Genomic DNA, 18,396 nt, shown 5'->3' on the forward strand with positions numbered 1-18,396 from the left:
TCTGTGGAAAACCCCGTGCGGGAGGATCGCGAGCATGACAGCACTCGACCTCAACAGCCCCGTGGCCGTCGTCGGCACCGGCACCATGGGCCAGGGCATCGCCCAGGTCGCGCTGGTCGCGGGCCACCCCGTGCGGCTCTACGACACCCTCGCGGGCCGTGCCGACGCGGCGGCCGAAGCGATCGGCGCGCGCCTCGACCGGCTGGTCGAGAAGGGCCGGTTCAGCGGTGCCGACCGGGACGCCGCGCGCGAGCGGCTGCGACCCGCGCGGAGCCTCGACGAGCTGGCGGACTGCGTGCTCGTCGTCGAGGCGGTCCTCGAACAACTCGACGTCAAGCAGAAGCTGTTCCGCGATCTCGAGGACATCGTCGAGGACGACTGCCTGCTCGCCACCAACACCTCGTCCCTGTCCGTCACCGCCATCGGGGGCGCCCTGCGCAACCCCGGCCGCCTGGTCGGACTGCACTTCTTCAACCCCGCGCCGCTGCTGCCCCTCGTGGAGGTCGTCTCCGGGTATGCGACCGACTTCTCGTCGGCCACGCGCGCGTACGAGACGGCACGCGCCTGGGGGAAGACCCCGGTCGCCTGCGCCGACACCCCCGGCTTCATCGTCAACCGCATCGCGCGGCCCTTCTACGCCGAGGCCTTCGCGGTGTACGAGTCGCAGGCCGCCGATCCCGCCACCATCGACGCGGTCCTGCGCGAGTCCGGCGGCTTCAGGATGGGCGCCTTCGAGCTCACCGATCTGATCGGCCAGGACGTCAACGAGTCCGTCACGCACTCCGTGTGGCAGGCCTTCTTCCAGGACCTGCGCTTCACCCCCTCGCTCGCGCAGCGGCGGCTCGTCGAGTCCGGCCGGCACGGCCGCAAGACCGGACACGGCTGGTACGACTACGGGGACGACGCCGAACGCCCCGAGCCGCACACCGCCGAGAAGGCGCAGCCGCCCGCCCACGTCGTTGTCGAGGGCGACCTCGGACCGGCCTCCGAGCTGCCCGCCCTGATCCGCGAGGCGGGCATCCAGGTCCGCGAGGACGAGGAGGACCACGGCACCCGCCTGCTGCTGCCCAGCGGCGGCCAGCTGGTCCTGGCCGACGGCCAGACCTCGATCGAGTTCCGCGACGTCGTCTACTTCGACCTGGCGCTGGACTACCGCAGGGCCACCCGCATCGCCCTGTCCGCCTCGCAGGACACCGCGCCCCAGACGGTCGCGGAGGCCATCGGCCTCTTCCAGGCGCTGGGCAAGGACGTCAGCGTCATCGGGGACGCCCCCGGCATGATCGTCGCCCGGACCGTGGCCCGCATCGTCGACCTGGCGCACGACGCCGTCGCGAAGGGAGTGGCCACCGAGGAGGACGTCGACACCGCGATGCGCCTGGGCGTCAACTACCCCCTGGGGCCCTTCGAGTGGTGCCGCAGGCTCGGCAGGACCTGGGCGCACGACCTCCTGGAGGAGCTGCACCTGCGCGAGCCCTCCGGCCGCTACGCCCCCTCGCTCGCGCTGTACCGCCACGGGCACGCCACCGAGAAGCGGGAGGGCACCTCATGACCACCGCCAAGCGCGACACGTACACCCCGGAGACCCTGCTCTCCGTCGCCGTCCAGGTCTTCAACGAGCGCGGCTACGACGGCACCTCCATGGAGCACCTCTCCAAGGCGGCCGGCATCTCCAAGTCGTCGATCTACCACCATGTCGCGGGCAAGGAGGAACTGCTGCGGCGAGCCGTCAGCCGCGCTCTCGACGGCCTCTTCGAGATCCTCGACGAGGAGCACGCGTGCGTGGGGCGCGCCGTGGAGCGCCTGGAGTACGTCGTACGGCGGATGGTCGAGGTGCTCACCGCCGAGCTGCCGTACGTGACCCTGCTGCTGCGTGTGCGCGGCAACACGGTCACCGAGCGGTGGGCCCTGGAGCGGCGCCGCGACTTCGACCACCGGGTGGCGGAGCTCCTGAAGGACGCGGCGGCCGACGGGGACGTGCGCAGCGACGTGGAGGTCCGGCTCGCGACCCGGCTCGTCTTCGGGATGATCAACTCGATCGTGGAGTGGTACCGGCCGGACGCGCGGGGCATGGGCGAGCGTGAGGTGGCCGACGCGGTCGTACAGGTGGTCTTCGGGGGACTCAGGGCCGAGAGCTGATCTCAGCCCTCCGGTTCCAGGTCCTCCTCCTCGAACACCAGCAGCGTCCGCGTGCTGAGCACCTCCGGGATCGCCTGGAGCCGGGTGAGGACCAGCTCGCGCAGCGCCCTGTTGTCAGGCGTGTGGACCAGCAGCAGCACGTCGAAATCACCGCCCACCAGCGCGATGTGGGACGCCCCGGGGAGCACCCGCAACTGCTCGCGCACCGTGCGCCAGGAGTTCTGCACGATCTTGAGGGTGATGTACGCGGAGGTGCCCTGTCCGGCGCGTTCGTGGTCGACGCGCGCCCCGAAGCCGCGGATCACGCCGTCCTCGATGAGGCGGTTGATCCGCGCGTAGGCATTCGCGCGTGACACGTGGACCCGTTCGGCCACGGAACGTATGGAGGCGCGGCCGTCCGCCTGGAGCATCTGCAGGATGTCCTGGTCGATCGCGTCGAGCGGACGGGCGGGCGGCGCGACGGCGCCGGCCGCCGGCGGCTCGGCCATTTGTTCAGGTGCCATGTCCCCCCGCCTCCCTACCATGGACGTACTGCGTCCATCTCAGGCTGTGCAGAACCGTTTGTCCACAGCCTGCAGGTGCCTGTAGCCAAAATGTGCCGACGACCGAACAATCGGTAGGTGAGGCGCATCACAACCGTGATGCGTCCCGAGCCGCTCCCACGAGGAGGTGCCGTCATGACGGTCATGGAGCAGCGAGGTGCTTACCGGCCCACGCCGCCGCCCGCCTGGCAGCCCCGCACCGACCCCGCGCCGCTGCTGCCCGACGCGCTGCCCCATCGCGTCCTCGGCACCGAAGCGGCCGCACAGGTCGACCCGGATCTGCTGCGCCGTCTGTACACGGAGCTGGTGCGAGGCCGCCGCTACAACACGCAGGCCACGGCTCTCACCAAGCAGGGCCGCCTCGCGGTCTACCCCTCCAGCACGGGCCAGGAGGCCTGTGAGGTCGCCGCCGCGCTCGTCCTGGAGGAGCGCGACTGGCTCTTCCCCAGCTACCGCGACACCCTCGCCGCCGTCGCCCGCGGCCTCGACCCCGTCCAGGCCCTGACCCTCCTGCGCGGCGACTGGCACACCGGGTACGACCCCCGCGAGCACCGCATCGCCCCCCTGTGCACCCCGCTCGCCACCCAGCTCCCGCACGCGGTGGGCCTCGCGCACGCCGCCCGGCTCAAGGGTGACGACGTGGTCGCGCTCGCCCTGGTGGGCGACGGCGGCACCAGCGAGGGCGACTTCCACGAGGCGCTGAACTTCGCCGCCGTGTGGCAGGCCCCGGTCGTCTTCCTCGTCCAGAACAACGGCTTCGCCATCTCCGTCCCGCTCGACAAGCAGACCGCGGCTCCGTCGCTGGCCCACAAGGCCGTCGGCTACGGAATGCCCGGGCGCCTGGTCGACGGGAACGACGCGGCGGCCGTGCACGAGGTCCTGAGCGACGCCGTGCGCCACGCGCGCGCGGGCGGCGGCCCGACGCTCGTCGAGGCCGTGACGTACCGCATCGAGGCCCATACGAACGCCGACGACGCCACCCGCTACCGCGGCGACTCCGAGGTCGAGACCTGGCGCGCGCACGACCCGATCGTGCTCCTGGAGCAGGAGCTGACCGAGCGCGGTCTCCTCGACGAGGAGGGCATACAGGCCGCCCGTGAGGCCGCCGAGACGATGGCCGCGGACCTGCGCGCCCGGATGAACCAGGACCCGGTGCTCGACCCCATGGACCTGTTCGCCCATGTGTATGCCGAGCCCACACCGCAACTGCGCGAACAGGAAGCGCAGTTGCGTGCGGAGCTGGCGGCCGAGGCCGAGCCGGACTCCGCCGCCGGATCCGAGTCGGAAGGCAGGGGCCGATGACCACCGTCGCCCTCAAACCCGCCACCATGGCGCAGGCCCTCACCCGCGCGCTGCGCGACGCCATGGCCGCCGACCCGAGCGTCCACGTCATGGGCGAGGACGTCGGCACCCTCGGCGGGGTCTTCCGCGTCACCGACGGGCTCGCCAAGGAGTTCGGCGAGGACCGCTGCACGGACACCCCGCTCGCCGAGGCGGGCATCCTCGGCACGGCCGTCGGCATGGCGATGTACGGGCTGCGGCCGGTCGTGGAGATGCAGTTCGACGCCTTCGCCTACCCGGCCTTCGAGCAGCTGATCTCGCACGTGGCGCGGATGCGCAACCGCACCCGCGGCGCCATGCCGCTGCCCCTGACCATCCGTGTCCCGTACGGCGGCGGAATCGGCGGCGTCGAGCACCACAGCGACTCCTCCGAGGCGTACTACATGGCGACTCCGGGGCTTCATGTCGTCACGCCCGCTACGGTCGCCGACGCCTACGGGCTGCTGCGCGCCTCCATCGCCTCCGACGATCCGGTCGTCTTCCTGGAGCCCAAGCGGCTGTACTGGTCGAAGGACTCCTGGAACCCCGACGAGCCGCAGTCCGTGGAGCCGATAGGCCGTGCGGTGGTGCGCCGGCCCGGCCGCAGCGCCACGCTCATCACCTACGGGCCGTCCGTGCCCGTCTGCCTGGAGGCCGCCGAGGCCGCGCGGGCCGAGGGCTGGGACCTCGAGGTCGTCGATCTGCGCTCCCTCGTCCCCTTCGACGACGAGACGGTGGCGGCGTCGGTGCGGCGGACCGGCCGCGCGGTCGTCGTGCACGAGTCGGGTGGTTACGGCGGCCCCGGCGGAGAGATAGCGGCCCGCGTGAGCGAGCGCTGTTTCCACCACCTGGAGGCGCCGGTGCTGCGCGTGGCCGGGTTCGACATCCCCTATCCGCCGCCGATGCTGGAGCGGCACCATCTGCCCGGCGTCGACCGGATCCTGGACGCCGTGGCGCGTCTGCAGTGGGAGGCGGGCAACTGATGGCCCAGGTTCTGGAGTTCAAGCTTCCCGACCTCGGAGAGGGCCTCACGGAGGCGGAGATCGTCCGCTGGCTCGTGGAGGTCGGTGACGTCGTCGCCGTCGACCAGCCCGTCGTGGAGGTCGAGACCGCCAAGGCGATGGTCGAGGTCCCGTGTCCCTACGGGGGCGTGGTCACGGCCCGCTTCGGCGAGGAGGGCACGGAACTGCCGGTCGGATCCCCCCTGCTGACGGTCGCGGTCGGCGGCGACGCGCCCGCCTCCGGTGGCGCGGACGAAGGGTCCGGCAATGTGCTCGTGGGCTACGGCACGGGGGCGCCTCCGGCGCGGCGCAGGAGGGTGCGGACCAGCCCGGTCGCGCCCGTCCGGCCCGCCGGGGGAGCCCTGTCGAACGGCGGCTCCACGGCCGCGGCCCGCGGAGCGGACGGTACGTCCGGACCGCTCGGCACGGGCCGGGGCTCCGGCGCCCGGACGGCGGCGCCGGATCGCACGGACGCGCGGGGACTGACGGACGGGCGGGGACCGACGGACGCGCGAGGGCGCGGGAACGCGGGGGCACGGGCGACCGGTCCGGTCCCCGTCATCTCCCCGCTGGTGCGCAGGATCGCCCGGGAGAACGGCCTGGACCTGAGGGAGCTGACGGGCTCCGGCCCCGACGGACTGATCCTGCGGGCGGACGTGGAGCACGCGTCGCGCTCGGCCGAGGGCATCACCCGGCAGCCGGAGACCCTCGCGGTCCCCCGCACGCCCGGAACCACCCCCGCCGCGGCGGCGGACGGCACCAGGGTCCCCCTGCGCGGCATCCGCGGCGCCGTCGCCGACAAGCTCTCCCGCAGCCGGCACGAGATCCCCGACGCGACCTGCTGGGTGGACGCCGACGCGACCGAACTCCTCGCCGCCCGCGCGGCGATGAACGCCGCCGGCGGTCCGAAGATCTCCCTGCTCGCGCTGCTGGCCCGGATCTGCACCGCCGCGCTGGCCCGCCACCCTGAGCTCAACTCGACCGTCGACATGGAAGCGCGCGAGATCGTCCGGCTCGGCCACGTCCACCTCGGATTCGCGGCACAGACCGAACGCGGCCTCGTCGTCCCCGTCGTCCGGGACGCGCACACCCGTGACGCGCAGTCGCTGAGCGCCGAGTTCGCCCGGCTGACCGAGGCCGCACGGACGGGGACCCTGACCCCCGGCGACCTCACGGGCGGCACCTTCACGTTGAACAACTACGGGGTGTTCGGCGTCGACGGCTCCACACCGATCATCAACCACCCCGAGGCGGCCATGCTCGGCGTCGGCAGGATCATCCCCAAACCCTGGGTGCACCAGGGCGAGCTGGCGGTGCGACAGGTCGTCCAGCTCTCGCTGACCTTCGACCACCGAGTGTGCGACGGCGGCACGGCGGGCGGCTTCCTTCGGTACGTGGCGGACTGCGTCGAACAGCCGGCGGTGCTCCTGCGTTCCCTGTGATCGCCGCGGCCCGCATACTCGGGGAATGACCGCGTACGAGCCACCGGGCGCCCCCGGCGCCGCCGCCCCGTACGACGCTGTCGTGCTCGCGGGCGGTGCGGCCCGGCGGCTGGGCGGCGCGGACAAACCCGGGGTGCGGGTGGGCGGGCGCCCCCTGCTCGACCGGGTGCTCGCCGCCTGTGCCACGGCCACCACCACGGTGGTCGTGGCCGAGCCCAGAACCACCGTGCGCCCCGTGCGGTGGGCGCGCGAGGAGCCGCCCGGCGGGGGACCGCTGGCCGCGCTCGACGCCGGACTGCGCCGCACGTCGGCGGAGGACGTCGTGGTGCTCTCCGCCGACCTGCCGTTCCTGGACGAGGGGACGGTGGGACGTCTGCTGGACACCCTGCGGGGGAGCGACGGCCCGCGCGGCCCGGGGCACCCCGAGGGCGTACTGCTCAGCGACCCCGACGGCCGCGACCAGCCGCTCGTGGCCGCGTACCGCGCGGGGGCCCTGCGCCGGGAACTGGCCGCGCTCGCCGCCGCGCACGGCGGACTCACCGGCCTGCCGCTGCGACGGCTCACCGCCGCGCTGGATCTCACCCGCATCTCCGACCCCGTCGCGTCCTTCGACTGCGACACCTGGGACGACATCGCCGCCGCTCGGGCACGTATCAGGGAGCATGGGCACGTGTTGGATGAATGGATTTCCGCAGTCAAGAACGAACTGGGCATCGACCTGGACGTCGACACCGGCGTCCTGCTCGACCTGGCCCGCGACGCCGCGCACGGAGTGGCGCGGCCCGCGGCACCGCTGACCACGTTCCTCGTGGGGTACGCGGCCGCGCGGGCCGGTGGAGGCCCCGAGGCCGTGGCCGAGGCCGCCCGCAAGGCCGGGGCGCTGGCGCTGCGCTGGGCCGACGAGGACACCCCCGGGGACACCCCCGGCGTCGTACCCGGCCCAGGGTCCGGCGCCGAACCCGGCTCCCACGCCCCCACGCCTTCCGGTGCCGAACCCGGTTCCGACGCCGCCCCGGACGCCTGATGACCTCGCCGGGCGCCCGCGTCGGCCGGGACACCGACGAATTCGACGTGGAGGAGGCCCTGGCCTTGGTCAAGGACCCCCGACGCTCGGCGGACCCCGGGCGAGGCCACGGCGACGCCGCGGCCCGCACACCCGCGTCCGCGCCCGAGACAACGATCCCCCCGCACACCGCGCGGAGCGAGCACGGCGGACAGCACCAGGCCACCCCCTGGCCCGGCGCCCGCACCACCGCCGAACGGGCCGCCCGTGCACTGCCGCGCCGCGCTCCCGTCTCCGTCCCCCTGGACGCCGCCCTGGGCCTGGTGACCGCCGCGCCGCTCACGGCGCTCACGGACCTGCCCTCCTTCGACACCTCCGCGATGGACGGCTGGGCGGTGGCCGGACCCGGCCCCTGGGACGTCCGCGAGGAGGGCGTCCTCGCGGGCCACGCGAAGCCGGAGCACCTCACCGACGGCGAGGCGGTGCGGATCGCCACCGGCGCACGCGTCCCGCGGGACGCCACCGCCGTCCTGCGCAGCGAACACGGACGCATCGACGACAAGGGGCGGCTGCACGCGACCCTCCCCGGAGACCTCGGCTCCGGGCGGCCCGGAGGGACGCCCTCGGTCGTGCACGGGCAGGACATCCGGCCGCGCGGCCAGGAATGCCGCAGTGGCGACCAGCTTCTGCCCACCGGCGCGCTGGTGACTCCCGCCGTGCTCGGCCTCGCCGCGGCCGCCGGATACGACACCCTCGCCGTCATCCCCCGCGCATGCGTCGAAGTCCTGGTCCTCGGTGACGAGTTGCTCACCAAGGGACTCCCCCAGGAGGGCCTGATCCGGGACGCGCTCGGCCCGATGCTGCCGCCCTGGCTGCGCGCGCTCGGCGCCGACGTCGTGGCCGTGCGCAGACTGGGCGACGACGCCAAAGCCCTGCACAAGGCGATCACCGGCTCCGGCGCCGACCTGATCGTCACGACCGGCGGCACCGCCGCGGGCCCCCTCGACCACGTCCATCCCACCCTGAGCCGTCTAGGCGCCCCTCTTCTCGTCGACGGGGTCAAGGTGCGCCCCGGCCACCCCATGCTGCTGGCCCGCACCAAGGAGAACCAGCATCTCGTCGGCCTGCCCGGCAACCCCCTGGCGGCCATCTCCGGCCTGCTCACACTCGCCGAGCCGCTGCTGCGCGTCCTGGCGGGGCGGGTGGCACCGGAGCCGTACACGCTGCCCGTCAGGGACGGTGTGCACGGGCACCCCTATGACACCCGGCTCATCCCCGTCACCCTGCACGGCGACCAGGCGGTTCCGCTGCGCTACAACGGTCCGGCCATGTTGCGCGGCATCGCCGCCGCCGATGCCCTCGCGGTCGTTCCGCCCGGTGGCGCCCGCCCGGGGCAAGAGCTGGAACTCCTTGATCTGCCCTGGGCGTTGGCCGGCGGTGGTACCTGCTCCGCATGAAGTCAGGGCGCGGCGGCGGTACCTGCTCCGCATGAAGTCAGGGCGCCGGCCGGTGTCGGCTCATGCCCCGGGCAGTGAGGGGGATCGGGGCGTGTTTCACGTGAAACGTCCGGACCGTGCTCGGACCGTCCGGGAGGGGCGGCGGTTGGACCGGCGGCCGAACCGGCGGCCTGTCACCACTCGTCGTCGCGGATCACCCGGAAGCTGCCCACGACGCCGTCGTCACCGAACATGGCACCGGCGATCAGTGCGTCGGTCCCGAACGCGTCCCCGTTGACGGGACTGGTCACGACGCCGTGGGTGGCACCGTGGGGGCCGACGGTGGCGACCGGGGAGCCGCCGTTGCAGTTGAACCCGCGGTAGACCTCGACGGTCCTGCGGCTGTCGTTGTAGATGCTGAAGCTGTTGGCGCCCAGCCCGCTGGCGGCGGCGATGCAGCCCTCGATGGAGCCGGAGTACGTCCGCTCGTTGAAGTAGATGTACCCGGGCCCCTCGTGGTCCGAGCCGCGGCCTCCGCGGTCACCACCTTCGCGATCGCCGCCCTCGCCCCCCTCGCCCTTGTTCCTGCTCGCGGTGCCGCCATCGAGGGGAGGCGTGGCGGGGACGGCCTTCTTGGCGGACGGGGCCGCCTTCTGGACGGGTGGCGCCGCCTTCTGGACGGTGGAGACCGCCCGCTGGACGGACGGGGCGGCCTGCGTGGACTCGGCGGGCGAGGCGTAGGTGATGCCGGTGGTGGCGAAGGCCGCTGCGCCTACGGCGGCGGCCACGGCGAAAGTACGCGTGGGCATGGGACTTCTCTCTGCCTCGGAGATGTCGGCCGGACAGCCGACCTGCGTTGAACGTACTAATGCCTCGAATAGCTGTCATATCGGGCATGTCCAACGTGTGATGTCGGGGGACCGGACGGGTGCAAAAGCAGAACGCACCGCATACCACGACGCAGAGGGGTATCTGGTGTGTCGTCAGCGTGTCCCGGCCGGTCAACTGCTCGGAAGGCCCTGCCTGATGCTGATCACCCGGTCTCCGAACTGAAGGGCCGCGGCCTCCGGGTCGGTGTAGTCCAACACCCTCTTGCGCCGTACGACGGCGACGACGAGATCGGAGCACTCGCGCGGAGAGCGGCCCACCTCGTCCTCGGCCACCGCGCGTTCGACGAGATCGAGTCCGCTGCCGTGGGTCATCAGGTCCTCCAGGGTGTCGGCCGCGTGCGGGCTGGCCACGGACACGCCGAGGAGACGGCCGGCCGAGCTGGAACTCGTGACCACGGTGTCCGCGCCGCTCTGCCTGATCAGGGGGACGTTCTCGTCCTCCCGGACCGCGACGACGAGAGTCGCCCGCTTGTTGAGCTGGCGCGCGGTGAGCGTGACCAGTGCCGCGGTGTCGTCGCGCTGCGGGGCGACGATGACGCGTGCGGCCGTCTGCAACTCGGCCTTGCGAAGGGTGTCGGTGCGTGTCGCGTCCCCGAGCACGGCCACGAGCCCGTCGTTGCCGGCGGCCTCGACCGCCTTGCGCTGCGGATCGACGACGACGATGTGGTCCTTCGCCGTCCCCTGGCCCAGCAGCGACTCGACGGCGTGCCTCCCCTTGGTGCCGTATCCGACGACCACGACGTGATCCCGCATGCGCGAACGCCACCGGTGGACGCGCACCTGTTGGCGGGTGCGTTCCGTGAGGACCTCGAGCGTGGTGCCGACCAGGATGATCAGGAACAGCACGCGCAGCGGCGTGATGACGAGGATGTTGGTGAGCCGGGCGGCGTCGCTCACCGGGGTGATGTCGCCGTACCCGGTGGTCGAGAGGGTGACGGTGGCGTAGTACGCGGCGTCCAGGAAGTCGACGCGGCCGTCCGCGTTGTCGTTGTAGCCGTCACGGTCGACCCAGACGAGAAGCGTCGTCACGGCCAGCACCAACAGCGCCATGGCCAGTCGCCGTAGAACCTGCTGGAGCGGCGGCAGCGCCCTCTCGGCAGGCATGGTGATGGAGCGTCCGGCTTCGGCGTCCTCCATGGCCTCGCCCCGCGACCGGTACCAGAGGGATCGGAGGATCGAGAACCTCTCGGGTCTGGGGAAAGGCTGCTTCTCGTGGCTCATGGCTTGCCCCCTGTGGCGTTGATCCGGTCGGTCAGCACGGTGACCATGGTCCCGGACGAACGTCCCCCGGCACGCGGTCCGCGGAATCCGGCACGCCGCTCCCCTGGCAGGACCGCGACCGCGCCCCCGACCCCGGGCGGTCCTCGACCCCGACCGCGCGTACGACCGCGACGGGAGCCGCCGGAAGACGAGCGGGGCGCCCTCTGGAGGAACGCGGGCTCGCCGTCCTGTCGGCAGTGGCGTCGTACCCGTTGGCAGTACCGTCGGCACCGTCGCCAGGTTCATGGGGTGCGTTCGGAAGACTGCTGGAGGGGGCGGGCCTTGAGGGACCACACGGTTGTTGTCGGCTTCGGGACCAAGGGGCGGTCGGCGGTGCAGACCGTCTGTGCCACGGGGCTGAGGAAGGAACAGGTCGTGGTCGTCGACCCCAGCTCCGAGGCGATCGACGCGGCGACGGCCGACGGGTACACGGGGGTCGTCGGGGACGCGACCCGCAGCGACGTGCTGATGCGGGCCGAGGTCCAGAGGGCGCGGCAGATCATCATCGCGACCCAGCGCGACGACACGGCCGTGCTGGTCACGCTGACCGCCCGGCAGCTCAACCGCCAGGCGAAGATCGTCGCCGCGGTGCGGGAGGAGGAGAACGCGCCGCTGCTGCGGCAGTCGGGCGCCGACGCCGTCATCACCAGCGCCAGCGCGGCGGGACGGCTCCTCGGACTCTCCGTGCTCAGCCCCAGCGCGGGCCTGGTCATGGAGGACCTCATCCAGCAGGGCAGCGGGCTCGAGATCGTCGAACGTCCGGTCATAAAGGCCGAGGTGGGCAAGGGCGTACGCGAGATTGACGACCTGGTGGTGAGCGTCGTACGGGGGCATCGCGTGCTGGGCTACGACGATCCGGCCGTCGGGACGCTCCAGCTGACCGACCGGCTCATCACGATCGTGCGGGTCGCTCCGCGTCCACCGGTGGCGCCGGGCACCCGTTCCCTCCCGCAGGAGTAGCGTCGCCCTCATGTACGCGATCACGATTCCTGAACCTGGTGGGCCCGAGGCGCTGGTGTGGGACGAGGTCCCGGACCCCGTGCCCGGCGAGGGCGAAGTTCTCGTCGAGGTGGTGGCGAGCGCGGTCAACCGTGCCGACCTGATGCAGCGGCAGGGCTTCTACGCCCCGCCGCCCGGAGCGTCCCCCTACCCCGGCCTCGAATGCGCGGGACGCATCGTCGAGACCGGGCCCGGTGTCTCGGGATGGGCCGTCGGTGACGAGGTGTGCGCGCTGCTCGCGGGCGGTGGGTACGCCGGGAAGGTCGTCGTCCCGGCCGGACAGCTGCTGCCCGTGCCCGAGGGCGTGGACCTCAAGCAGGCGGCGGCGCTGCCCGAGGTGGCCTGCACCGTCTGGTCGAACGTCTTCATGATCTCGCACCTGCGTCCGGGCGAGACCCTGCTCGTGCACGGCGGTTCCAGCGGCATCGGCACCATGGGGATCCAGCTCGCCAAGGCCGTGGGCGCGAAGGTCGCTGTCACGGCGGGCACCAAGGAGAAACTCGACTTCTGCGCCGAGCTCGGCGCGGACATCCTGATCAACTACCGCGAGCAGGACTTCGTGGAGGAGATCGAGCGGGCCACGGACGGGGCGGGCGCCGACGTCATCCTCGACAACATGGGCGCCAAGTACCTCGACCGCAACGTGCGGGCCCTCGCCGTCAACGGACGGCTCGCGATCATCGGTCTGCAGGGCGGTGCCAAGGGCGAGCTGAACATCGGCGCGCTCCTCACCAAGCGGGCCGCCGTCAGCGCGACCTCGCTGCGCGCCCGTCCGCTCGGTGAGAAGGCGGCGATCGTCGCGGCCGTACGCGAGCACGTGTGGCCGTTGATCGACTCCGGTCATGTGCGCCCGGTGGTCGACCGCGAGCTGCCGATGAGCGAGGCCGCCGCGGCGCACCGGATCCTGGAGGAGAGCGGTCACATCGGCAAGGTGCTGCTCATCGCTCCCTGACGCGTGCCCACCGTCGCCCGCCCTCACGGGGCTCGGCGACGGTGGTTGTGGCGGGTGGGCGGCCGGCGCGACCGGGCGGCCCGCTCAGCCGCGCCGCAGGCGCAGGGCGAGGAAGGCCATCCCCAGCCCCAGGCCGATGAGGATCAGACCGCCGCCCAGGGGCAGGATCCGGAGCCTCGGCTGTGCCGGTGCGGTGCCGGGGCCGACGACGTGCTGCTCGGCGGGGACGGCCGCGTTCGGCGGCGGCCCGGTGGTGACGTCCCCCGTCCCGCCCACGCCGTCCTGCGGGGTGTCGGATCCGGTGCCCTCCTGGACGGGGTCCCGGTCGGTGTACGTCGGCGCAGTGTCCTCGTCGTTCTCACCCTCCCGCTGGTTCCTCTCCTCGCGTCCCGGCCGCACCCGGCCGGCTCCCGCGTCGCTTCCCGCGCGGGACTCCTCAGCGGCCGGTGTGGGCCCGGCGGCCTCCGCGACGGACGGCGCTTTGGCGGCCGCCGATCCGGGGGCTGATCCGAGGGCCGAGGCGGCGGCCGGGACGGATGGCGAGCGCGAGGGCGAGCGCGACGGTGGGGCGGATGGCGAGCGGGGCGGTGAGGCGGTCGGCCGGCGGGACGGTGCGGACATCGGCCCATGGGACGGTGCGGACGTCGGCGGGCGGGACGGTGCGGACGTCGGCCGGCGGGACGGAGACGCGGAGGGAGAAGCGGACGATGAAACGGGCGGCGAGGTGGCCGGTGACGCGGAGGACGCGGCCGCGTACGAGGCGGCCCATAACGGGGATGCCACGCTGGTCGCCAGAATCAGCAGCAATATCAGCCCGCGGGGTGGGCCGAGCCATGGAGTCACGCCGGTGACCCCCTCCCGGTAGAGGAGTCCCATGATCATTGGGGCAAGCCTCACATGACGCCCTCTTCCCGGCATCTCGACGGTGACCGGCCGAGTGGATCACTCTGTGCGGGGGGCGCCACCGTGATGAGGTGGAGGGGTGCGAGACAATGGCGGCATGGAGATGCCGAGGAACGAAAGGTCGCCGGAGAACCCCCAGATCCTGGTCGTGGGCCAGGACGGAATGGCTCTCGGTGGCACCGGTGACGAGGACTCCCGTGAGGTCCCGGTGACAGAGATGGTCGAACAGCCAGCCAAGGTCATGCGCATCGGGAGCATGATCAAGCAACTTCTCGAAGAGGTGCGCGCCGCGCCCCTGGACGAGGCGAGCCGGGTCCGGCTCAAGGAGATCCACGCCAGCTCCGTGAAGGAGCTGGAGGACGGTCTGGCACCCGAACTGGTCGAGGAACTGGAACGGCTCTCACTGCCCTTCACCCACGACGCGACCCCCAGCGACGCCGAGCTGCGGATCGCGCAGGCGCAGCTGGTGGGCTGGCTCGAAGGTCTCTTCCACGGAATCCAGACGACCCTGTTCGCGCAGCAGATGGCGGCCAGGGCACAGCTGGAGCAGATGCGCCGTGCGCTTCCGCCGGGCGTCGGCGGTATGGAAGGTGACGAGGATCCGCGCACGGGCGGCCGCTCGGGCGGCCCGTACCTGTAGGTCCCGGCGGCACCGCGGGGCGGGAATCGGGCGACGGCACGGACACGGCGGGCCCGGCACGAACGTGCCGGGCCCGTTTCCTGCTTCCGGCCGCCGAGCGGGTGGCCACCCGTCGTCGGCCACGGGTGGCACCGATCGGCGGGGACCGGTCGTCACCGGCCGTTCAGGACGGGTCGCCGGTCGAGACCTTCAGCTCGATCTCGGGCATGTCCTTCGGGTCGACGTCCGTCCCGGCGGTGGGGAACTGCTCCATGACCGTGCCCTCGCCGTACGTGTTCTCGTCGACGGGCGTCTGGTTCATCCGCCAGCCCGCGGCCTGGAAGCAGGACTTGACCGACTTGATGTACCGGTAGGTGAAGTCCGGAACCTGGATCTTGTCCGGGTCGTCGTACGACTCCTGCGGATCGGTGCACTTCTCCGTGTCGATCGTCTTCGACGTGTCCGGACCCCGATGGCTCGCCACCACGGACGGCGACGTGCTCGTGCCGCCGTCGCCTCCCTTGTCGTCGCTGCCGCCGCCGTTCATCGAGAGGGCGGTGATCAGGCCGCCGACCGCGACGATCGCGACGACGATCGACCCGATGACGACCCCCTTGTTGCTCCTGCGGCCCCCCGGGGCGGACGTCACGTGCTGGGGCGCGAGGTTGTACGGCGGCGGGGTCGGCACACCGTGCTGCGGGGCGTACGGCGTGGTCTGCGGGGTAGAGCTGGTAGCCGCCCTGCTGGGGATAGCCGTACGCCGGGGAGGCCGTGGGGGCGGGGTCGGCGCGCCGTAGGGGCCCGGCTGGTACGGGGTCTGCACGGGACCCGGTGTCGGCATCGACGACTGGTCGACCGGCGGGAAGACGGCGGCGCCCACACCCGCGCCGCTCGACGTCCTGGCGCCGGGGATGATGCTCGGCGGGACGGCCTGGAGCGACTGGGCCACGCGCAGGCACTCGTCGCGCATCGCCTCGGCGCTCGGGAAACGCTCGTTCGGGTTCTTCTTCAGCGCCCGAGCGATCAGCGCGTCCACGGCCGGCGGCAGCGAGCGGTTGACCGAGGAGGGCGCGACCGGCTCCTCCTGGACGTGCGCGTACGCGATGGCCAGCGGTGAGTCCGCCTCGAACGGCAGCCGCCCGGTGACCAGTTGGAACAGCATGATGCCGACCGAGTACAGGTCGGAGCGGGCGTCCACGCCCCTGCCGAGCGCCTGCTCGGGAGAGAGGTACTGCGGGGTGCCGACGACCATGCCGGTCTGCGTCATGGAGGTGACGCCGGACTGCATGGCGCGGGCGATGCCGAAGTCCATGACCTTGACGACGTTGCGCTTGGTCATCATGACGTTGCCCGGCTTGATGTCCCGGTGGACCAGGCCCATCTCGTGGCTGATCTCCAGGGCGGCCAGCACGTCCGCGGTGATCTTCAGGGCCTTGTCGGCGGGCATGGCGCCGTACTGCTGGATGTCCGCGTCGAGGACCGAGCCGAGCGGCTTGCCCTCGATGTACTCCATGACGATGTACGGCGTCGTCATGCCGTTGAGGTTGTCCTCGCCGGTGTCGAAGACCGAGACGATGTTCGTGTGCGTGAGCTTGGCCACCGACTGGGCCTCGCGGCGGAAACGCTCGCGGAAGGCCTGCTCACGGCCGAGCTCCGTGTGCAGTGTCTTGATCGCCACCTGGCGGTCGAGCACCGAGTCGTACGCGAGATGCACCGAGGCCATGCCGCCCTCGCCGAGCAGATCGCGCAGCTGGTAGCGGCCGCCGGCGACCGCGCGCCCCGCGTACCGGCCCTGTGCGCCGTCCTGGCTCATGTTCTGCGTCCCCCATCGGCACGGCGGCAGCGTCGGCTGGTTGCTCCCGCGGTCCGTGATCGATTGACTGTGATCGAATCGATCGACTGTGATCACCGGTGCTCCGGTGATCGATTGGCTGATTCCCGGCCAAGTCTGCCCGAGGGCGGTGACACGTCAAGCTCGGTGCCCGTTCCGTGACCGTACGCGAAAGAAGCGTCGCGGAAGCGTTACAGGTGCCGTACGGGCGGTACACAGGATTTGCGCGCGGGTACCCGGGGCGGGTTGGATGACCGGTCCATCTCGATCCCATCTCGGACCGGCACCCCGCGCCGAGCCTGTAGCGTGGCTCGACGGAGACCGTAACAACCACCGCGCAGACCGCGGGCAGAAACGACGGCGAGGACTGATGGCACAGCAGCAGCGCGCTCAGGGCCCGTCCGACCCCGAGGCGACTGGCGGCGGTATGTCAGATGCGCCGGAGATGTGGGGTAACGGCGGACTTGTGGGGGATGGCCGGTATCGGTTGACCCACAGACTAGGCCGGGGCGGCATGGCCGAGGTGTTCGCGGCCGAGGACGTGCGCCTCGGGCGCACCGTCGCGGTCAAACTGCTCCGCTCGGACCTGGCCGAGGACCCCGTCTCGAAGGCCCGCTTCACGCGCGAGGCCCAGTCGGTGGCCGGACTCAACCACCACGCCGTCGTCGCCGTGTACGACTCCGGCGAGGACGTGGTCGGGCACGGGGTCGTCCCGTACATCGTGATGGAGCTGGTCGAGGGCCGCACCATCCGTGACCTGCTCATCAACGCCGAGGCCCCCGGGCCCGAGCAGGCGCTGATCATCGTCTCGGGTGTGCTGGAGGCGCTGGCCTACTCGCACCAGCACGGCATCGTGCACCGCGACATCAAGCCGGCGAACGTGATCATCACGCAGACCGGTGCCGTGAAGGTGATGGACTTCGGCATCGCGCGCGCCCTGCACGGCGCGCAGTCGACGATGACCCAGACCGGCATGGTCATGGGCACGCCGCAGTACCTCTCCCCGGAGCAGGCGCTCGGCAAGGCCGTCGACCACCGCTCCGACCTGTACGCGACCGGCTGCCTGCTCTACGAACTTCTCGCGCTGCGGCCCCCGTTCACCGGTGAGACGCCGTTGTCGGTGGTCTACCAGCACGTCCAGGACATCCCGGTCCCTCCGTCCGAGGTCGCGGCGGCGGCGCCGCCGGAGCTCGACGGGCTGGTCATGCGCTCGCTCGCGAAGGAGCCGGACGACCGGTTCCAGACCGCCGAGGAGATGCGCGGGCTCGTCCAGTACGGCCTGCAGATGCTGTACGACCAGGGCGGACACACCGGCACCTGGAACACCGGGCCGGTCACCGTGCACGAGGGCCTGCACACTCCGGCGGCGGGCTTCGCGGGCACGACCGCGCTGCCGCACCCGGGCGACTCCGGCACCACGCAGATCCCGGCGCCGATCATCCCGCCGTACGGCGGCGGGGACGACGGCGGCTTCGAGGGGCACGGCAACGGGGGCGGCGGCCGCGGCAAGCTGTGGATCCTCGCGGTGCTCGCGGTGATCGCGATCGCCGCGGGTGTCGCGCTCGCGGTCAACAACACCGGTGGCGGCGGCAGCGGCGGCACCGGTACGACCCAGTCGCCCACGGTCACGCCGTCCGACAAGGGCGACGAGACCAGCGCGAGCCCGAGCGACGACTCCACGGACACCTCGACGGACAGTTCCACGGACAACGGCACGGGCTCGGACCCGGGTTCGCACTACACGCCGTCGGACACCCCGTCGGAGAGCTACAGCAGCCGGCCCTCGGACGAGCCGTCCGACGAGCCCTCGGACACCCCGACGAAGTCGACGCCCTCGCAACCGTCGAACGAGCCGAGCAGCGACGCGCCGGTGTCTCCGGACCCCACCGGAGACGGCGGCGACACCCAGGGCGACACCGCGAATCCTTGAGGGGATCCGACCGAAACGCCCTCCACGCGCGCGTGAGGCCCGGAAACGGGCGCCACGCGCGCGTGGGCGTCTCCGGGCCTCTGGAGGGCCCTCGCGGGGTGTCCTGGCCGTCTCCCGGCCTTTTCCCGGGGC

The 18,396-nt window shown here is 72.2% G+C and carries 15 protein-coding genes and 2 pseudogenes; 11 read left to right on the forward strand and 6 right to left on the reverse strand.

Annotation, left to right across the window (positions count from 1 at the left end):
• The first annotated feature begins 34 nt into the window (after window positions 1–34).
• Complete coding sequence (locus tag HEP85_RS21110; RefSeq protein WP_168529117.1) at window positions 35–1,549, forward strand: 3-hydroxyacyl-CoA dehydrogenase; 1,515 nt, start codon at window positions 35–37, stop codon at window positions 1,547–1,549.
• Entirely contained in the window at window positions 1,546–2,136 is a 591-nt protein-coding gene (locus HEP85_RS21115) for a TetR/AcrR family transcriptional regulator (protein ID WP_168529118.1), read from the forward strand. Before HEP85_RS21110 ends, HEP85_RS21115 begins: the two co-directional genes overlap by 4 nt.
• Window positions 2,137–2,138: 2 nt before the next feature.
• Here the strand turns inward: HEP85_RS21115 and HEP85_RS21120 are convergent, their stop codons facing one another.
• Entirely contained in the window at window positions 2,139–2,639 is a 501-nt protein-coding gene (locus HEP85_RS21120; protein ID WP_211118035.1) for an Lrp/AsnC family transcriptional regulator, read from the reverse strand.
• 174 nt (window positions 2,640–2,813) lie between these two features.
• Between HEP85_RS21120 and pdhA the strand changes: the two genes are divergently transcribed.
• Genes pdhA through HEP85_RS21145 form a run of 5 tightly spaced genes read left to right on the forward strand, consistent with a single transcriptional unit; the run spans window position 2,814 to window position 8,901 of the window.
• Window positions 2,814–3,980 carry a pyruvate dehydrogenase (acetyl-transferring) E1 component subunit alpha gene (gene pdhA / locus HEP85_RS21125; protein ID WP_168529119.1) on the forward strand — a complete coding sequence of 389 codons (1,167 nt, stop codon included), beginning with the start codon at window positions 2,814–2,816 and terminating at the stop codon, window positions 3,978–3,980.
• A complete protein-coding gene (locus HEP85_RS21130) occupies window positions 3,977–4,981 on the forward strand; it encodes an alpha-ketoacid dehydrogenase subunit beta (RefSeq protein WP_168529120.1) in 1,005 nt (334 codons plus the stop codon). Before pdhA ends, HEP85_RS21130 begins: the two co-directional genes overlap by 4 nt.
• A complete protein-coding gene (locus tag HEP85_RS21135) occupies window positions 4,981–6,441 on the forward strand; it encodes a dihydrolipoamide acetyltransferase family protein (protein ID WP_168529121.1) in 1,461 nt (486 codons plus the stop codon). The genes HEP85_RS21130 and HEP85_RS21135 overlap by 1 nt, the downstream gene beginning before the upstream one ends.
• Before the next feature lie 25 nt (window positions 6,442–6,466).
• Entirely contained in the window at window positions 6,467–7,465 is a 999-nt protein-coding gene (locus HEP85_RS21140) for an NTP transferase domain-containing protein (protein ID WP_369657792.1), read from the forward strand.
• The gene (locus tag HEP85_RS21145; protein WP_168529122.1) at window positions 7,465–8,901 is read left to right on the forward strand and encodes a molybdopterin molybdotransferase MoeA; all 1,437 of its coding nucleotides are present in this window, start codon (window positions 7,465–7,467) and stop codon (window positions 8,899–8,901) included. Before HEP85_RS21140 ends, HEP85_RS21145 begins: the two co-directional genes overlap by 1 nt.
• A gap of 173 nt (window positions 8,902–9,074) precedes the next feature.
• Here the strand turns inward: HEP85_RS21145 and HEP85_RS21150 are convergent, their stop codons facing one another.
• Both HEP85_RS21150 and HEP85_RS21155 read right to left on the reverse strand, forming a co-directional pair.
• Window positions 9,075–9,689, reverse strand: a complete 615-nt coding sequence (locus tag HEP85_RS21150) for a hypothetical protein (protein WP_168529123.1) — start codon at window positions 9,687–9,689, stop codon at window positions 9,075–9,077.
• A 192-nt stretch (window positions 9,690–9,881) separates the two neighbouring features.
• The gene (locus HEP85_RS21155) at window positions 9,882–10,991 is read right to left on the reverse strand and encodes a TrkA family potassium uptake protein (RefSeq protein ID WP_168529124.1); all 1,110 of its coding nucleotides are present in this window, start codon (window positions 10,989–10,991) and stop codon (window positions 9,882–9,884) included.
• Between the two features lie 318 nt (window positions 10,992–11,309).
• Between HEP85_RS21155 and HEP85_RS21160 the strand changes: the two are divergent.
• Window positions 11,310–11,990, forward strand: a pseudogene (locus HEP85_RS21160) (TrkA family potassium uptake protein); the annotation flags it as partial.
• Window positions 11,991–12,000: 10 nt separating this feature from the next.
• Window positions 12,001–12,981: an NAD(P)H-quinone oxidoreductase gene (locus HEP85_RS21165; RefSeq protein WP_168529125.1), complete on the forward strand. Its 981-nt coding sequence runs from the start codon at window positions 12,001–12,003 to the stop codon at window positions 12,979–12,981.
• An 84-nt stretch (window positions 12,982–13,065) separates the two neighbouring features.
• On the opposite strand, the gene HEP85_RS21170 is transcribed toward HEP85_RS21165, so the two are convergent.
• Entirely contained in the window at window positions 13,066–13,380 is a 315-nt protein-coding gene (locus tag HEP85_RS21170) for a hypothetical protein (RefSeq protein WP_329289147.1), read from the reverse strand.
• Window positions 13,381–13,417: 37 nt separating this feature from the next.
• Window positions 13,418–13,750, reverse strand: a complete 333-nt coding sequence (locus tag HEP85_RS21175) for a hypothetical protein (RefSeq protein WP_369657793.1) — start codon at window positions 13,748–13,750, stop codon at window positions 13,418–13,420.
• A 231-nt stretch (window positions 13,751–13,981) separates the two neighbouring features.
• Between HEP85_RS21175 and HEP85_RS21180 the strand changes: the two genes are divergently transcribed.
• Window positions 13,982–14,524, forward strand: a complete 543-nt coding sequence (locus tag HEP85_RS21180; protein ID WP_168529127.1) for a bacterial proteasome activator family protein — start codon at window positions 13,982–13,984, stop codon at window positions 14,522–14,524.
• 163 nt (window positions 14,525–14,687) lie between these two features.
• Here the strand turns inward: HEP85_RS21180 and HEP85_RS21185 are convergent.
• Window positions 14,688–16,316, reverse strand: a pseudogene (locus HEP85_RS21185) (protein kinase).
• Between the two features lie 388 nt (window positions 16,317–16,704).
• Here HEP85_RS21185 and HEP85_RS21190 point away from each other — a divergent pair.
• Window positions 16,705–18,264 (forward strand): protein kinase, encoded by a 1,560-nt coding sequence (locus HEP85_RS21190; RefSeq protein ID WP_168529128.1) that lies wholly within the window; start codon window positions 16,705–16,707, stop codon window positions 18,262–18,264.
• The last annotated feature ends 132 nt before the right edge of the window (window positions 18,265–18,396 follow it).

The organism is Streptomyces sp. RPA4-2, from assembly GCF_012273515.2.
GTDB classification, from domain to species: Bacteria; Actinomycetota; Actinomycetes; order Streptomycetales; family Streptomycetaceae; genus Streptomyces; species Streptomyces kaempferi.

Excerpts from the sequence above, each read along its gene's own strand:
- HEP85_RS21155 (WP_168529124.1), bottom strand. The coding sequence starts at position 10,991 with ATGAGCCACGAGAAGCAGCCTTTCCCCAGACCCGAGAGGTTCTCGATC.
- HEP85_RS21175 (WP_369657793.1), bottom strand. The coding sequence starts at position 13,750 with ATGGGCCGCCTCGTACGCGGCCGCGTCCTCCGCGTCACCGGCCACCTC.
- HEP85_RS21135 (WP_168529121.1), top strand. The coding sequence starts at position 4,981 with ATGGCCCAGGTTCTGGAGTTCAAGCTTCCCGACCTCGGAGAGGGCCTC.
- HEP85_RS21130 (WP_168529120.1), top strand. The coding sequence starts at position 3,977 with ATGACCACCGTCGCCCTCAAACCCGCCACCATGGCGCAGGCCCTCACC.
- HEP85_RS21140 (WP_369657792.1), top strand. The coding sequence starts at position 6,467 with ATGACCGCGTACGAGCCACCGGGCGCCCCCGGCGCCGCCGCCCCGTAC.
- pdhA (WP_168529119.1), top strand. The coding sequence starts at position 2,814 with ATGACGGTCATGGAGCAGCGAGGTGCTTACCGGCCCACGCCGCCGCCC.
- HEP85_RS21115 (WP_168529118.1), top strand. The coding sequence starts at position 1,546 with ATGACCACCGCCAAGCGCGACACGTACACCCCGGAGACCCTGCTCTCC.
- HEP85_RS21110 (WP_168529117.1), top strand. The coding sequence starts at position 35 with ATGACAGCACTCGACCTCAACAGCCCCGTGGCCGTCGTCGGCACCGGC.
- HEP85_RS21120 (WP_211118035.1), bottom strand. The coding sequence starts at position 2,639 with ATGGCACCTGAACAAATGGCCGAGCCGCCGGCGGCCGGCGCCGTCGCG.
- HEP85_RS21165 (WP_168529125.1), top strand. The coding sequence starts at position 12,001 with ATGTACGCGATCACGATTCCTGAACCTGGTGGGCCCGAGGCGCTGGTG.
- HEP85_RS21190 (WP_168529128.1), top strand. The coding sequence starts at position 16,705 with ATGGCACAGCAGCAGCGCGCTCAGGGCCCGTCCGACCCCGAGGCGACT.
- HEP85_RS21180 (WP_168529127.1), top strand. The coding sequence starts at position 13,982 with ATGGAGATGCCGAGGAACGAAAGGTCGCCGGAGAACCCCCAGATCCTG.
- HEP85_RS21150 (WP_168529123.1), bottom strand. The coding sequence starts at position 9,689 with ATGCCCACGCGTACTTTCGCCGTGGCCGCCGCCGTAGGCGCAGCGGCC.
- HEP85_RS21145 (WP_168529122.1), top strand. The coding sequence starts at position 7,465 with ATGACCTCGCCGGGCGCCCGCGTCGGCCGGGACACCGACGAATTCGAC.